The organism is Pseudomonas fontis, assembly GCF_028656955.1.
GTDB lineage: Bacteria > Pseudomonadota > Gammaproteobacteria > Pseudomonadales > Pseudomonadaceae > Aquipseudomonas > Aquipseudomonas fontis.
Genome location: NZ_JAMDGY010000013.1, coordinates 37,497 through 51,844, shown reverse-complemented (window position 1 = coordinate 51,844; position 14,348 = coordinate 37,497). Strand labels below are relative to the sequence as shown.

14 protein-coding genes are annotated in these 14,348 nt (G+C 63.7%); 6 read left to right on the top strand and 8 right to left on the bottom strand.

The genetic code is table 11. From position 1 onward, the window contains the following. Positions 1-42: 42 nt before the first annotated feature. The gene (locus M5G11_RS04655) at positions 43-948 is read right to left on the bottom strand and encodes a DMT family transporter (RefSeq protein ID WP_273909404.1); all 906 of its coding nucleotides are present in this window, start codon (positions 946-948) and stop codon (positions 43-45) included. Positions 949-1,084: 136 nt separating this feature from the next. On the opposite strand from M5G11_RS04655, the gene M5G11_RS04650 reads away from it, so the two are divergent. After that, complete coding sequence (locus tag M5G11_RS04650; protein WP_273909403.1) at positions 1,085-1,960, top strand: helix-turn-helix transcriptional regulator; 876 nt, start codon at positions 1,085-1,087, stop codon at positions 1,958-1,960. An 85-nt stretch (positions 1,961-2,045) separates the two neighbouring features. On the opposite strand, the gene M5G11_RS04645 is transcribed toward M5G11_RS04650, so the two are convergent. The 6 genes from M5G11_RS04645 to M5G11_RS04620 all read right to left on the bottom strand — a co-directional run bounded on the left by M5G11_RS04645 (position 2,046) and on the right by M5G11_RS04620 (position 8,330). Beyond that, positions 2,046-4,460 (bottom strand): TonB-dependent siderophore receptor, encoded by a 2,415-nt coding sequence (locus M5G11_RS04645; RefSeq protein ID WP_273909402.1) that lies wholly within the window; start codon positions 4,458-4,460, stop codon positions 2,046-2,048. 104 nt (positions 4,461-4,564) lie between these two features. Further along, positions 4,565-5,545: a FecR family protein gene (locus M5G11_RS04640; RefSeq protein ID WP_273909401.1), complete on the bottom strand. Its 981-nt coding sequence runs from the start codon at positions 5,543-5,545 to the stop codon at positions 4,565-4,567. After that, a complete protein-coding gene (locus M5G11_RS04635; protein WP_273909400.1) occupies positions 5,542-6,120 on the bottom strand; it encodes an RNA polymerase sigma factor in 579 nt (192 codons plus the stop codon). The genes M5G11_RS04640 and M5G11_RS04635 overlap by 4 nt, the downstream gene beginning before the upstream one ends. A 4-nt stretch (positions 6,121-6,124) precedes the next feature. Beyond that, positions 6,125-6,451: a DUF3325 domain-containing protein gene (locus M5G11_RS04630; protein WP_273909399.1), complete on the bottom strand. Its 327-nt coding sequence runs from the start codon at positions 6,449-6,451 to the stop codon at positions 6,125-6,127. Beyond that, complete coding sequence (locus M5G11_RS04625) at positions 6,451-8,028, bottom strand: PepSY-associated TM helix domain-containing protein (protein WP_273909398.1); 1,578 nt, start codon at positions 8,026-8,028, stop codon at positions 6,451-6,453. The genes M5G11_RS04630 and M5G11_RS04625 overlap by 1 nt, the downstream gene beginning before the upstream one ends. Further along, positions 8,025-8,330 (bottom strand): DUF3649 domain-containing protein, encoded by a 306-nt coding sequence (locus tag M5G11_RS04620; protein ID WP_273909397.1) that lies wholly within the window; start codon positions 8,328-8,330, stop codon positions 8,025-8,027. Before M5G11_RS04620 ends, M5G11_RS04625 begins: the two co-directional genes overlap by 4 nt. Positions 8,331-8,555: 225 nt before the next feature. On the opposite strand from M5G11_RS04620, the gene M5G11_RS04615 reads away from it, so the two are divergent. The 4 genes from M5G11_RS04615 (at position 8,556) to M5G11_RS04600 (ending at position 13,008) form a co-directional block, all read left to right on the top strand. Then, positions 8,556-9,050: a sigma-70 family RNA polymerase sigma factor gene (locus tag M5G11_RS04615; protein WP_273909396.1), complete on the top strand. Its 495-nt coding sequence runs from the start codon at positions 8,556-8,558 to the stop codon at positions 9,048-9,050. Beyond that, positions 9,047-9,982 carry a FecR domain-containing protein gene (locus M5G11_RS04610; RefSeq protein ID WP_273909395.1) on the top strand — a complete coding sequence of 312 codons (936 nt, stop codon included), beginning with the start codon at positions 9,047-9,049 and terminating at the stop codon, positions 9,980-9,982. Before M5G11_RS04615 ends, M5G11_RS04610 begins: the two co-directional genes overlap by 4 nt. Positions 9,983-10,067: 85 nt before the next feature. Continuing rightward, a complete protein-coding gene (fecA, locus tag M5G11_RS04605) occupies positions 10,068-12,428 on the top strand; it encodes a TonB-dependent Fe(3+) dicitrate receptor FecA (RefSeq protein ID WP_273909394.1) in 2,361 nt (786 codons plus the stop codon). A 178-nt stretch (positions 12,429-12,606) separates the two neighbouring features. Next, on the top strand, positions 12,607-13,008 hold the full coding sequence (locus M5G11_RS04600) for an HPF/RaiA family ribosome-associated protein (RefSeq protein WP_273909393.1): 402 nt from the start codon (positions 12,607-12,609) through the stop codon (positions 13,006-13,008). A gap of 215 nt (positions 13,009-13,223) precedes the next feature. On the opposite strand, the gene M5G11_RS04595 is transcribed toward M5G11_RS04600, so the two are convergent. After that, positions 13,224-13,700 (bottom strand): phosphate-starvation-inducible protein PsiE, encoded by a 477-nt coding sequence (locus tag M5G11_RS04595; RefSeq protein WP_273909392.1) that lies wholly within the window; start codon positions 13,698-13,700, stop codon positions 13,224-13,226. A 323-nt stretch (positions 13,701-14,023) separates the two neighbouring features. Here M5G11_RS04595 and M5G11_RS04590 point away from each other — a divergent pair, with 323 nt between their 5' ends. After that, positions 14,024-14,284 (top strand): YebG family protein, encoded by a 261-nt coding sequence (locus M5G11_RS04590; RefSeq protein ID WP_273909391.1) that lies wholly within the window; start codon positions 14,024-14,026, stop codon positions 14,282-14,284. Positions 14,285-14,348 lie beyond the last annotated feature (64 nt).

Genomic DNA, 14,348 nt, shown 5'->3' with positions numbered 1-14,348 from the left:
ACATAACCTGTGGGAGCCGGCCTTGCCGGCGATAGGGCCGCCTCAGGTTCTCGCGGCCACAGTGCCAAGCGCCACCTTCTCCCGCGGCTTGCGAAAGACCAGCACATTGCCCAGCATCACCAGCACCAGCCCGCACAGGGCCGGTAGCGTCCATTGATAGCCTTCGGCATAGGCCGACACGTTCAACGCCACCAGCGGGAACAACACCGTGCAGTACGCTGCGCGCTCCGGCCCCATGCGCCCGACCAGGGTCAGGTAGGCCGTGAAGCCGATCACCGACCCCGGAATCACCAGGTACAGCAGCGAGCCGATATACCGCGTGTTCCACTCCATCGTGAACGGGATACCGCTCAACAGGCAGTAGACCCCGAGCATACCCGCCCCATAACACATGCCCCAGGCATTGGTGGTCAGCGGCCGCAGCCCGGCCTTCTGTTGCAGGCTGGAGAGCATGTTGCCGGCCGAGAAACACAGCGTACCCAGCAAGGCCAGGCCCAGCCCGACCAGGGTTTCCCGACTGGCCGTGTGGCCCGCCAGCTCCGGCCAGAACAACAGCCCCAGCCCTCCCAGCCCCAACGCCCCGCCGGCCAGCACATTGGCCGCGATCTTCTGGCCGAAGAACACCCGCGCATTCAGCGCATTCCACAAGGTGGCGGTGGAGAACACCACGGCGATCAGGCCGCTGGGGATCCACTGGCTGGCCGTCAGGAAGCACATGAAGTTCACGCAGAACAGGCACAAGCCCTGGGCCAGGCAGATCGCATGCCCGCGCCGGTTCATCGGTTGCAGGCGGCGGCTGATCAGCAGGATGGCAAACAGCACCAGTGCCGCCAGGGCAAAGCGATAGACAATCGACACCGGAATGGCGACCACGCCCAATTGCAGTTTCAGGGCGATCCAGGTGGTGCCCCAGATCACTACGGTCAACAGGTACAACGACAGATTCATGGCAGCGCTCCTCACTGGTGTGCCTTCAGTGTCCGGGCAAGGCCTGCCGCCGCGCTTGCACAAACTTGCGCTTTTGCGTGCTGCCCGGCTGACCAGGCAAGCGCGCACGGGTAGGATGGCGACAGAGGTAATGACCATGACGCCGCTGGATCACCTGCAAGTCTTCAAAGCCATGCACGAGTCGCCCAATACCCGCCTGGAACACAGTGCGCAGCTCGGTGACGGCCTGGCCGCAGCCCAGTGGAGCAACCGTCATGACGCCCGCGACTACGAAGCGCCGACCCACCACACGCTGTCCTGCTACATCGCCGACGGCACCGGCACCTTTCGCCGCGATCAACCGGCCAACAAGGGCGCGCCAAACAAGCTGTGCATCATGCCGGCAGGTTCCGCGTCGAACTGGGTGGTGAACGGCAATATCCGCCTGGCGCACCTGTACATCAGCGAGGCGCAGTTCGCCCTGGGCTGCGTGCGCCTGCTGGACCGCGAACCGCGCGAATTGCAACTGCGCGAGGCGACCTTTATCGACGCCCCCGAGCAGGCCCGGCGGTTTCGCCAGTTGATTGCGCTGAACTGGGATGAGCCCGGCGAGCGCCTGCTGACCAGCAGCCTGGCCCATGAGATTCTCGATCACGCGGTGTTGAGCCAGGTCGGCCCGCGCCAGGGCCTGCGGCTCAAAGGCGGGCTGGCGGCGCATCAGCGTCGGCTGTTGGTGGAGTATGTCGAGGGGCATCTGGAACAGCCCATCAGCCTGGGTGAGCTGGCCGGGCTGTGCCATCTGTCGGAATACCACTTTGCGCGAATGTTCCGCACCAGCTTCGGCTTGCCGCCGCACCAGTACCTGCTGGCCCGGCGTTTAGCGCGGGCGCGGCAGTTGTTGCGCCTGGGTGACCTGGCGCTGGGCGAAATCGCCCTGCAGTGCGGGTTTGCCAGTGCCAGCCACTTCAGCAACCGCTTTCGCCAGGCACTGGGGGCAACGCCTGGGGAGTATCGGCTGGCATTGCGCGGCTGAGCCCATCGCCGGCAAGGCCGGCTCCCACGAGATATGGCATCACACCGGCCGCTGTGGGAGCCGGCCTTGCCGGCGATGGGGCCCTTCAGAACTCCAGGGTGCTCGACAACGTCACCTGTCGCGAATCCCCCACCGCAACAAAGAAGCGGTTCACCGCCGAGGTGTAGTAGGTCTTGTCGAACAGGTTCTTCACGTTCAGCTGCAAGCGCACCTTGTGCTCATCCAGGCGGGTTTCATAGGTCGCGAAAGCATCCGCCACGGTGTACGCCGGCAGGTCGAAATCGTTCTCCGAATTACCCGCACGCTCCCCCACATAACGCGCCCCGGCCCCCAGCCGCAAGCGGTCGCCACCGAACAGGCTGCCCACGTCATACACCGCCGACATCGAGCCGGAATGCCGCGCCACGTTCTGCAGGCGGTTGCCTTTCAATTTGGGGTCTTCAGTCACTTCGGCATCGGTAAACGCATAGCTGCCAATCAGGCTCCAGCGCTCGCTGAGCTGGCCACTGAGGTCCAGCTCCACACCGCGCGAGCTGACCTCGCCGGCATTGCTGTACAGCGTATCGCCCGAGGCCTGGTCGAAGTTGGCCACCAGCACGTTGCGCTTGGTGATGTCGAAGAACGCCAGGGTCCCGGTGATCGAGCCGGGAATATCCAGCTTGGCCCCCAGCTCCCAGGACTTGCCCTGTTCCGGGTCAATCGAGGAATCCAGCACCCGCCCGCCAGTCAGCGGGGCAATGCTCGAATTGGGCTTGAACGACTCGGTGTAGCTGCCATACAGCGACAGGCTGTCATCGACCTTGTACACCAGCCCCGCATGCGGCACCCAGGCCTGGCCGCTGTTGTCGGTGTTGGCCTTGAACGGACGGCCACGGCCGGCGTACTGGTCGAACATCTGGTAGCGCGCACCGGCCACCAGAATCCAGTGTTCGTCCAGGTGCAGCGAGTCCTGGAAGAACAGCGAGTTGCTGCGCAGCTTGTCGGTCTGGTCGCTGTCGCTGGCCCGCACCGCTGTGCCTTCAGGCGCCAGGCCATAGACCGGGTCCAGGTAGCTGAAGGTGTTGCTGCTGCCGCGAATCAGGTCGGCGCGGTAGATCTTGCGGTACTCATCATCGAACCCCACCAGCAGGTCATGCTGCATGCCGGCCAACTGCACCTTGCCGTCGAGGCTGACGGTGGCAAAGCGGTCGTTGCTGAGCGACCCACGGGTGCCGTCCATGCTGCGGGTGAGCGTGCCTTTGGCGGCATTCACCGCCGTCACCCGGACCTGGCTGGCATCGTAGGTTTCACGGTTGAAGCTGTAGCCGAAGTGGGCTTTCCAGTCATCCGAAAGCTGGTGATCGACTTCCAGGCGGTACAGGTCGGAGCGCCCTTCCATGTTGTTGAACGGCTCGTCGAGGCGACGGGTGCCGGGAATGTTCAGCGGGTGATTGGTCGTCGGGCTGATCGCCGTGCCACGGTCGAACGGGTAGAGAAACTCGCGGTGCTCGTAGGCCAGTTGCACCTGGGTGTCTTCGCCAAACCAGGCCAGCGACGGCGCCACCAGCGATTCACGGTGGGTGCCGAAGTTGCGCCAGTAGTCTTCATCCTCGTGGTCCAACACCAGGCGGTAGGCGAAGTTGCTGTCGCCCAGCGCGCCGGTGCTGTCCAGCCCGCCACCGCTGCCATTCTTGCCGCTGCCGTAGGTCGAACCGCGTACGTTGATGGCGTTGTAGCGTTGCAACTGCGGGCGCTTGCTGACCACGTTGATCACCCCGCCGGGATCCTGGATGCCGTACAGCAGCGACGCCGGGCCCTTGAGTACTTCAACCCGCTCGGTGGTGGCGTTGAGGCTGCGCCCCTGAACCAGCGGCATGCCGTCGCGCATGATCGAGCCGTCGCGGTTGTCACCAAAGCCACGCTTCATCACGGTGTCGGCGGTCGCCCCGAAGTTGTTGCCCTGGGTGATGCCGCTGACGTTGTACAGCGCATCGTCGAGGTTGCGCGGCGCCTGGTCCTTGATGACCTGCGCCGGTACCACATTGATCGCCTGGGGGATGTCCTGGTTCGGCCCCTGCCCGCGCATGATCGACGCCGTGACCGGTGGCTGGTAGCTGCCGACGCTGTCGGCCTGCGAGGAAATATTGGTCGGGTCGAGGTTCAGCGCACCCGATTGGACAGCGGGTTCCAGGGTCAGGGTGCGCGCGTTCAGGCGGCGGAAGCTGTAGCCACTGTTGCCGAGCAAGCGTTGCAGGGCGTGCTCGGCGCTCAGTGCGCCATTGAGCGCCGGGGCGTTGATGCGCGGCAGGTCGACGGTATACACGACGCTCAACCCGGTCACCCGGCTGAAGTCATTCAGCGCTTGCGGCAACGGCTTGCTGGCCTGGGCAAAACTGAACAGCTGATCGACCTGCTCCGCCGCCTGGGCAATCGCCTGGGTAAAACTGCCGGGCAGCATCGCCGCCGCACCGAGACAGATGGAAACGCAACGTACTACCGAAGACTGTGCCCTGAACTTCATGCCGATGACCTGTGAGTGAACAACGCCCATGCGAATTAATCGCATTACCAATCACTACACGGATGCCGGATGAAATTACCTCAGCACTTTTCTGAAAATATTTTTCAGCGCAGCACCGTCACCCGGCCAAGCAACGTCTTGCGCTGGAAACCAACCACGGCACCGAGGGCATCGAGCGCCGCCAACGGGTCATCGGCGGGGAAGCTGCCGCTGACCTTGCGCGCGCCCAGTTCACCGCCCAGCACGACAATGCGCCCGGGGTAATAGCGCGACAGGTCATCGACCACCTGCGCCAGCGGCGCCTGGTAATAGTTCAGCCAGCCTTGGCGCCAGGCCAGCTGGCTTTCGCTGTCGACGCCATGCACCGCAGCAGCGGCGCCCTGCTCGAAGGCCACCTGCTGCCCGGCGCTCAGCACCTGCTGCGCCTGCCCTGGCGCAGCGGTCACGCCGACCTTGCCGGAGAGCACGGTGACCTGCGCGCCGTCAGCCTGGCGGCGCACCTCGAACTGGGTGCCCAGCACGCGTACTTCGCCGCCATTGGCCTGTACGGTAAACGGCGCACCCGTGTGGGTTACCTGGAAGAACACCGCGCCGCGACGCACCTCGACCTGACGCTGGCCATGGCTGAAATCGACGCTGATGGCGCTGTCGGCATCCAGCGTCAGTTGCGACTGGTCGGCCAGGGTAACCGACCTGATCTCACCCACGGAGGAGACGTAGTCCGCGCCGAAGTCGTCGATCCAGTTGCCCGGATGCAGGCCGGCGCCCAGGGCGACACACAACACCACACTCGCCGCGACGGCCAGCCCGGCCAGGCGCGGGCGCCATTTGGCGGCGGGCAGGTCCATGGCATCGAGGTATTTCTGCAGGGCTTGCGCCTCTTCAGCCGCCAACCGCGCAGCGGGCTCGGCGGTGCTCAGCCACAGTGATTGCGCCTGCCGATAGGCCTCGCCATGAGCCGGGTCGGCCAGCAACCAGCGCTTGAACTCTGCCCGCTCGGCACGCGCAGGCTGCTGGTTGATCTGGCTGAGCCAGGCCAAGGCCGCCTGTTGCTGTTCGGGGGTGAGTGTCATGGCGGCGTTCATCGCGGGGCATTCCCTGGCGTGCGGGGTACGGCGGGCCCGCCGGCGATACTCGCCTTGCAAGCCTCAAGGGCCCGCATCATATGTTTTTCCACGGCACTTTGGGACAGGCCCATGGCCTTGGCGATGTCCGCGTACTTGCGCCCATGGATGCGGTTGAGCAGAAAGATCTGCCGGGTGCGCTCGGGTAGTTCACGCAGGGCCGCTTCGATGCGGCGCAATTCGCTATCGGTTTCCAGCGCCGCCTGCGGTTCGCTGCCGGAGCTGGCGAATTCGCCTTCTGGCAGGCCATCGTTGGCCCGGCCACGGGCGCCTTCGCTACGCAGGTGGTCGATGGCAATGTTGCCGGCGCAGCGCAACAGGTAGGTGTCCAGCGCCTCGACGTTCACCTGCGGGCGCCGCCAGAAGCGCAGGAACAGGTCCTGCACCAGATCAGCCGCCGTCGCCCGGCAGCCGACGCGGCGGCTCACCAGGCTTTCCATCCGCGAGCGCTGCGCCAGGAACACCTGGAGGAAGCGCGCCCGCCCAGGCTCATCCGGGCCCGGGCTTGCGGAAGGAAGGTCGAACGGCTCGTTCATCGGCTCAGATCCAGCCCAGCGCCGAGAACGGCCCGAGCACAACGCTGGCCGCCGCCAGCACCAGCAACAGCTTGGGCCGGTATGGCAGCACGAAGACCCACAGGCACAGGCCGGCCATCAGCACTGCGAACAGCTCGACCAGGCCCATGGCCCAGCCGCTTTTGAGCACCGCCAGCCACAGCGCGACCACCAACAGCAACCAGCCGCCAATGCGCAGGCCCCGCAGGCGCCGTGGCGTGGCCTTGTGGCCGAGCAGGTCGCTGTAATGACGTTCCATCGACAGGCACAGGCCGGCGAACCCGGCAAAGCCGAATAGCGTGATCGCCAACATCACTTCACCTCGCTTTCAATCAGCGCCGCGGCTTTCGCAACCTTGGGCGCACGCTTGGGGGCAACGACAGGCGGCAGCAGCATCTTGCGCGCCGCCCAGTAGAGGAACAGCCCGCAGCCCAGCGCGGTCAGGTCGAAGCCGGCCATACTCCAGTCGCCCACGCGGATCGAATGGTTCAAGCCCTGGCCGGTGGTCCAGGCATTGATCAGTGGCAGGGCCAGGTAGAACACCGCCGCCACCGCGAGCTGTTCGCCCCAGGCCTTGCGCCCGGGCCGTAGCAGCGCATGCAGCAACGACAACCCCCAGATCAGGAAGAAGGTGTTGATCTCCGCATCGGCGCGGCCCTCCTGGAACGCTGGAATCAGCCGGTTGGCCCAGAAGAACCCGGCGACCGCCAGGATCAGCCCGCTCATGCTGGCAATGTTCAGCACCTCGACCAGGCGCAGCTCAAAGGGCTGCACGCCGCTCTTGGCGTGCTTGAGCTGGCGTTTGCCCAGCCACATGACCAGGCCGGTGCCGATCACCGCCGTGCCGGCCAGGCCGAAGAAGAAGTACAGCCAGCGCAACACCGGCCCGGCGAACTCGCCCAGGTGCAAGCCGTAGAAACCGCCGGAAATCAGCATCGGCGTGGTGTCGGCAAAGTCGCTGGACAGATGCGTGCCCGAGACCCCATCGAACAACCAGCCACCGCCGCGCAGGTGCGCGATGCGATCCCCCGAATAGCGCGTGACTCGCACCCGGGCGTTTTCATCACCCGGGTTCTGTACTTCAACCCAGGCGATGCGTGCGCCGGGGACCTGCTCCTGGACCTTGGCGTAGAGCGTCGACAGCGGCAGCGGCTCGGCCGCCTTGCCGGTCGCCTTGACCGACTGGGGAATGCCGAACACGTCGCTGAAGAACGCCCGGGTGTCATTGTTGTAGCTGACCGCGATGCTCGCCGGCATCACCAGCGCCATGAAAATCACCAGGCTGCTGTAGCTGATCATCAGGTGGAATGGCAACACCAGCACGCCGATCGCGTTGTGGCCATCGAGCCACGAGCGCTGGGCCTTGCCGGGGCGGAAGGTGAAGAACTCCTTGAAGATCTTCTTGTGGGTGATGATCCCGGTGATCAGCCCGACGAACATCATCAGCGCACAGAACGTCGACAGCCAGCGGCCCCACGGGTGGGGCATCTGCAACTGGAAGTGGAACCGGTAGAAGAAGTCGCCACCGCGGCTGTCGCGGGCTTGCAGCTCGCTGCCGGTGGCCGGGTCGAGCACCTTCTGGGTGGAATCACCGCGCCCGCCACCAGCGGGGCGCCAACTGACGCTCAGCTCGGGCTCGCGCTCGCTGGGCAGGTCGATGAACCAGCTGCCGGCGCCTGCGGCATGGGTTTGCAGGTAGCGCTGCGCGAGGTCGAGGCTGGCGGCGCTGTTCAGCGCCCGGCTGGGGATCTCGGGCTGGCTCCAGTGATTGATCTCGGCCTTGAAGTAGGACAGCGTCCCGGTGAGGAAAATCGCGAACAGCAGCCAGCCGAAGACCAGCCCCGCCCAGGTGTGCAGCCAGGCCATCGACTGGCGAAAACCTTCTTTCATGGGGTGTTCATCCAGTAGGCCAGCCCGTTGATCAGCGCCAGTACGGCGCTGGGCAGCAAGATGCCGAGCCAGGCCTGTGCGGCGGTGCGACAGGCGAAGCTCCAGAGAATCGCCACCAGGTAGAACAGGAACGACAGCATCATGCCGGTGATCACTGCTTCAGCCTTGGGCATCGGCAGCAACAGGCCCATGCAGACGCTCGCCATGGCTGCCAACAGATAGCCGCCCACCAGGGCAGCCAGGCAGCGGGAGGTCACGGCCAGGCGGTAGCCCAACGGCAGCCCGGCAGCTTTGCTTTTCATGGGATCAGTCCATTGCGAGAAAGGCGCTAATAATAATGATAAATATTCTCACAAGCAAAACAGAGTGCTGCCGTTGATCTGGACGGCCTCTGCCCCCGCGTGACGCAGCCACAAACACACCACCAATCGCGCAGCAATTGCTGAATCCACCCTTCGCCCCTACAATGCGAACAATTCTTAATACCTGTTGCGCATTTCCTGGCGCCGGAGTGTTCACGGTGCCCAGTGCCCAGTGCCCAGTCGACTTCGCTTGAAGGCCTCTACCTAGACCATCACAACTGGCTGACCGGCTGGTTGCGACGCCGTCTGGGCTGCCCGGACAATGCCGCCGACCTGGCCCAGGACACTTTCATGCGCCTGCTGCAGGCCCGTGAAACCCCCACGCTGAATGAGCCACGGGCGTTCCTCACCACCGTCGCCAAGCGTGTCCTGAGCAACCACTATCGCCGCCAGGACCTGGAGCGCGCCTACTACCAGGCCCTCGCCCAGTTGCCCGAAGAAGTTGCCCCCTCGGAAGAACACCGGGCAATCATTCTGGAAACCCTGATCGAACTGGACCGCCTGCTCGACGGCTTGCCCGTGCAGGTCAAGCGGGCGTTCCTGCTGGCCCAGGTCGACGGCCTGAGCTACGCCGAAATCGCCAGCCAGCTGGGGATTTCCCTGGCCACGGTCAAACGCCACCTGAACAAGGCAGCCTTGCGCTGCTACTTCGCCCTGTGAACAACAACGCCGGGGAATTTTCAGCCAACGTCGCCGAACAGGCAGTGCATTGGCTGATCGAAATCCAGGGCGGCACCCTCGATGCCCACCAGCAACGGGCCATGGAACATTGGCTGCAAGCCAGCGAAGAGCATCGCCGGGCCTGGGAGCACATCCTGCGCGTCAACCAGCGCCTGCGCGGGCTCAACTCGCCCCTGGCCCACGCCGCCCTGCAAGCGCCGCGCTCCGCCAGCCGCCGGCGTGCGCTCAAGGCGTTGCTGCTCCTGGGCGTGGGCAGTGCCTGCGGCCTGACCTTGCAGGCCCACAACCCGCTGCCGCCGCTGCTCGCCGATTACCGCAGCCCACTCGGCCAACGCCGGCAGGCGCGGTTGGACGATGGCAGCGAGCTGCACCTGAACACTGCCAGCGCCGCTGACGTGCGCTTCGACCGCGACCAGCGGCTGATCGAGCTGCTGGAGGGCGAAATCCTCCTGAGTGTGGCTGCCGACCAGCGCCCGCTGCGCGTGCTCACCGGCGAGGGCCTGCTGAAGCTTTCCGCAGGTCGCTTCAACGTTCGCCAGTTGCCCGGACAAATCCGCGTATCGGTGTTTCAGGGCAGCGCCAGCAGCGCCGGGCAACTGCTGGCCGCCGGGCAACAGGCGCACAGCGACGGCCATGGCTGGCACACCAGCAGCGCGCTGGATGCCAATGCCGGCGCCTGGGTCGACGGCATGCTGGTGGCCGCGCACATGCGCCTGGGCGATTTCCTCGATGAGCTCGGCCGCTACCGGCGCGGCCAGCTCAATTGCGCCCCGGCGGTGGCCAACCTGCTGATCTCCGGCAGTTATCCACTGGCGGACAGCGAGCGGATTCTCGACCTGCTGGAAGTGGCCCTGCCGGTACGCGTGCGCCGCTTCACCCGCTACTGGGTAACGGTTGAAGCCCGCGCCTGAAATAAATTTCAAAAACCGTGAGCCGTTTATTTTTCTCGCGTGACAGAGAAGGCAGAACCCTTCGCCCTTCTCAAGGATCACTTGCATGCCCCTTCGACCAAGCCCCCTCGCCCTTGCCCTGCGCGCACTGCTGCTAGGCACCAGCCTGACCTTCGCCAGCATTGCGCCGCTGCAGGCCGCCGATGCTGTCGCACGCGCTTACCAGATCGCGCCGACTTCGCTGGAAGACGCGCTGAACCAGTTCGGCCGGGCCAGCGGCGTGCTGATCTCGTTTGGCTCGCAGGTGACCCAGGGCGTGCAGAGCCGTGGCCTGCACGGCAACTTCACGGCGCAGCAAGGGCTCGATGCACTGCTCGAAGGCACCGGCCTGCAAGCCCGCGCCGAAGGTAACAATGCCTACAGCCTGCAACCGGCCCCAGCGCCGTCGGCCACCACCCCGGCAGCGGTCGAGCTGGGCGCCTCGAGCGTGGTCGGCGATTGGCTGGGCGAAGCGGCGCAGGACAACGTATTCGGCCACCCCGGCGCCCGTGACGTGATCCGCCGCGAAGAATTCGAGCGCACTGGCGCCACCACCGCACGCGAGGTGCTCAACCGTATCCCAGGCGTGAACGCCCCGGAAAACAACGGCACCGGCAGCCACGACATGGCGATGAACTTCGGCATTCGCGGCCTCAACCCGCGCCTGGCGTCGCGCTCCACGGTGTTGATGGACGGCATCCCGGTGCCCTTCGCACCCTATGGCCAGCCGCAGTTGTCATTCGCCCCGGTGAGCATGGGCAACATGGACGCGGTCGACGTGGTGCGTGGCGGTGGCGCCGTGCGCTATGGCCCGCAGAACGTCGGCGGCATCGTCAACTTCGTTACCCGGGCGATTCCCGACGAGCCAAGCGTGAAAGTGGGCCTGCAAACCCAGACCAGCCCATCGTCCAGCCACGACGGCTTCAAGACCAACGCCAACCTGCTCGCCGGTGGCACCAACTCCAATGGCCTGGGCGGGGCGATCCTCTACTCCGGTGTACGCGGCGGTGACTGGCGCGAGCACAGCGACACGCAGATCGACGACCTGATCCTCAAGGGCAGGTACCAGATCGACGAAGCCAACAGCGTGCATGCCATGGCCCAGTACTACGAGGGTGAAGCACAGATGCCCGGTGGCCTGAGCGTTGCCGACTACGATGCCGACCCGTACCAGTCGACCCGCCTGAACGACAAGTTCTGGGGGCGACGCACCATGTTCAACTTCGGCTACGACTACGACTACAAGGAAAATGACCGCCAGTTCAGCGTCAACAGCTTCTTCACCAAGACCCTGCGCAGCGGTTACCTGGACCAGGGCACCTTCCTTTCGCTGTCGCCGCGCGAGTACTGGATACGCGGTATCGAAACCCGCTTCTCGCAAGGTTTCGCGCTGGGTGAGAGCTGGCACGAAGTGGGCCTGGGCTATCGCTACGTGAACGAAGCCGGCCACGAGCTGCGCTACCGCGAGCCGGTCAATGGCAACCAGTTGCCCACCACCGCCAGCCGCAACGACCGCGATACCCGTGGCAGCACCGAAGCCCATGCGCTGTTCCTCGACGACCGTATCGACATCGGCAAATGGACCATCACCCCCGGCATCCGCTACGAGATGATCGACTCCGGGCAGACCAACAAGCTCAACGGCCAGCGCTACCAGGGTGACTACAACACCGCCCTGCCCGCCCTGAACGTGATGTATCACCTGACCGACGAATGGAACCTGTACGCCAACACCGAAGGCTCCTTCGGCAGCGTGCAGTACAGCCAGATGCAGAAACGCGTGGACTCGGGCGAAGTGAAGCCGGAAAAAGCCCGCACCTGGGAGCTGGGCACCCGTTATGACAACGGCAACCTGCAAGCCGAGATCGGCGCGTTCCTGATCAACTTCGACAACCAGTACGAAAGCAACCAGACCAACGACTCGGTGATCGCCCGTGGCGAGACCCGCCACCAGGGTATCGAGACCAGCGTGAAGTACGCCCTCGATGGCCTGAACCCGGCCCTGGCCGGTTTCGACGTGTACGCCACCTATGCCTTTGTAGACGCGACCATCCGCGAAGATGGGCCGAACAAAGGCAATCGTGTGCCGTTCTCCTCAAAACATAAAGGCACGCTGGGTGTCGGTTATACCGACGGCCCGTGGAAGCTGAACCTGGACAGCACCTACCAGAGTTCGCAGTTCGCCGACAACGCCAACACCTCCAACGAAAGTGCCGACGGCAGCACCGGGCGGATCCCGGGCTACATGCTGTTCAGCAGCCGCGCCGGCTATGATTTCGGCCCGCAACTGTCGGACCTGAACGTCGCCGTGGGGGTGAAAAACATCTTCAACCACCAGTACTTCACCCGCTCGTTCGATGACAACAACAAGGGCAAGTACGTGGGTGAACCACGCACTGTATACCTGCAGACCTCCATCGCGTTCTGACCTGGCGCATGCAAAAGCCCGGCCTTCGCCGGGCTTTTTGCTACAAGATATTTTTCTTTTGAAAGGGGTTGAATTGTTTGGCGAACTGCCTGACCTTGTAGTCAAGAGGCGATGATTTCCACAGGCCGCCACGGCCCCATCGATTCTCTTGCGAGCTAGCTGAATAAGGGATTGAACTATGCAAATCCAAGTCAATAGCGACAACCATATTCAAGGCAACATCCGTCTGGAGCAGTGGGTCCGCAGTACGGTAGAAAGCGCGCTCGATCGTTATGAAGAAGACCTCACCCGTATTGAGGTCCATCTGCGGGATGAAAACGGCGACAAGTCGGGCCCGCATGACAAGCGCTGCCAGCTGGAGGCACGCCCCAAGGGTCACCAACCGATTTCCGTTGCGCACAAATCCGCATCGCTGGAGCAAGCGGTGGAAGGTGCCGCGACAAAACTCAACCATGCGCTGGAACACTTCTACGGCAAACTGCGCAGCAAGCGCGCCGTGGCCCAGCAAAATGGCGAACCCGTGAACGATGCACTGCTGCAGGAAGAGTTCCTGGAGAACGAGCAGGCACGGCAGGGTTGATCAACACACGCTAGAACGCAGACGGTAAAAAGGCGGGCCCAGGGGGCCTGCCTTTTTTATGTCCACGAGCCTGGTACCTGAGCAATTAACAGTTCTGCAGCCATCTCTGTGGGAGCTGGCCTTGCCAGCGATCGACCGGGAACCGGTCGCGCCTCTGGCAAAGCCGGCTCCCACAACGCCTGCACCACAAGTGACCGCCTTGGTACGGCCGCGCGTTAAACCTTGCCGTCGTCCAGCACGTCCTTGCCGCTGGCATCAATGACCTTGGTCGACGGATAGCGCGATGAGGCATAGCGCACCACCAGGATCGAGAACGACAACAGCAGGATCCCGCCACACACGTACAGCAGGCCCACATCCGGCGCCTTGTGGTGCGACACATCACCGATCAGCAGGCGCGTCAGCGCGGTGATCGCGACGTACAGCAGGAAGCGGATCGGCATGTGGTTGGTCTTGAAATAGATCCCGACCATCGCCCCCAACTCCAGGTAGATGAACAACAGCAGGATGTCATCCACGCTGACCCCACCCTTGCCGAGCATGTCGATGAACGTGGCCACCGCCGCGTAGGCGGTGATTGCACCGATGCCGAACAACGCCAGGTAATGAAAGGCCTCGACGCAGAGATTGCCGAGCGAATCAGCCGAGGCATGCAGCCCCTTGCGCAGTTTGTCAGCCCAATTGATGTTCACGATGCGAGTTCCTTGATACGGCTGGAAGGAGGATGCGGCAAGCACATGACAGGTTGCCTGCATGCAGTAAAAAGGCCAGGAGCCGTGTTTGAGAAGACGACCGATTGCCGCAAGGCACTAAAACTGCCAGTCGTGAGGCAGCTGACGGGACCAATCTGAGCTATAAAAATGCCACTATCCAAATCCGCTGGATTGGCTTATGCTTGAATTACTGTATGAATGAACAGTACCATTGCCTAGATTGCCGTTCTGACCCCACTTACCGCGACACAGGGTGGCGACTCCCATGAGACGCCCTGACATCACTGATTGAGAGGCCTCGTATGGCTGTAGAGATTCTTTACCGCAGCACGCGCGATTTGGAGACTACGTTTTTGGACCGCAAACTTGCTGATGCACACGACCAAATGCTGGAGCTGGCAGAGACGTTGACCCAGGTGCTGGTGAAAAACGTGCCAGGCCTGGATGAGACGGTAGCGGAAGAAGCCAGTATCTTCATGGCCAAAAATCGCTTGGTCTTTGCTGCGGCGTTCAAGAACAACGCTGCTGCGTTGGCTGATTTGGACAAGCCTGACAACGCGTAACACCCCACGCGTCGACGTGATTCAGTAAGGCCCACAAAGTTCACTCTGTGGGCCTGTCGCACTG

Excerpts from the sequence above, each read along its gene's own strand:
- fecA (WP_273909394.1), top strand. The coding sequence starts at position 10,068 with ATGCCCCTTCGACCAAGCCCCCTCGCCCTTGCCCTGCGCGCACTGCTG.
- M5G11_RS04630 (WP_273909399.1), bottom strand. The coding sequence starts at position 6,451 with ATGTTGGCGATCACGCTATTCGGCTTTGCCGGGTTCGCCGGCCTGTGC.
- M5G11_RS04590 (WP_273909391.1), top strand. The coding sequence starts at position 14,024 with ATGGCTGTAGAGATTCTTTACCGCAGCACGCGCGATTTGGAGACTACG.
- M5G11_RS04640 (WP_273909401.1), bottom strand. The coding sequence starts at position 5,545 with ATGAACGCCGCCATGACACTCACCCCCGAACAGCAACAGGCGGCCTTG.
- M5G11_RS04650 (WP_273909403.1), top strand. The coding sequence starts at position 1,085 with ATGACGCCGCTGGATCACCTGCAAGTCTTCAAAGCCATGCACGAGTCG.
- M5G11_RS04635 (WP_273909400.1), bottom strand. The coding sequence starts at position 6,120 with ATGAACGAGCCGTTCGACCTTCCTTCCGCAAGCCCGGGCCCGGATGAG.
- M5G11_RS04655 (WP_273909404.1), bottom strand. The coding sequence starts at position 948 with ATGAATCTGTCGTTGTACCTGTTGACCGTAGTGATCTGGGGCACCACC.
- M5G11_RS04645 (WP_273909402.1), bottom strand. The coding sequence starts at position 4,460 with ATGAAGTTCAGGGCACAGTCTTCGGTAGTACGTTGCGTTTCCATCTGT.
- M5G11_RS04625 (WP_273909398.1), bottom strand. The coding sequence starts at position 8,028 with ATGAAAGAAGGTTTTCGCCAGTCGATGGCCTGGCTGCACACCTGGGCG.
- M5G11_RS04600 (WP_273909393.1), top strand. The coding sequence starts at position 12,607 with ATGCAAATCCAAGTCAATAGCGACAACCATATTCAAGGCAACATCCGT.
- M5G11_RS04620 (WP_273909397.1), bottom strand. The coding sequence starts at position 8,330 with ATGAAAAGCAAAGCTGCCGGGCTGCCGTTGGGCTACCGCCTGGCCGTG.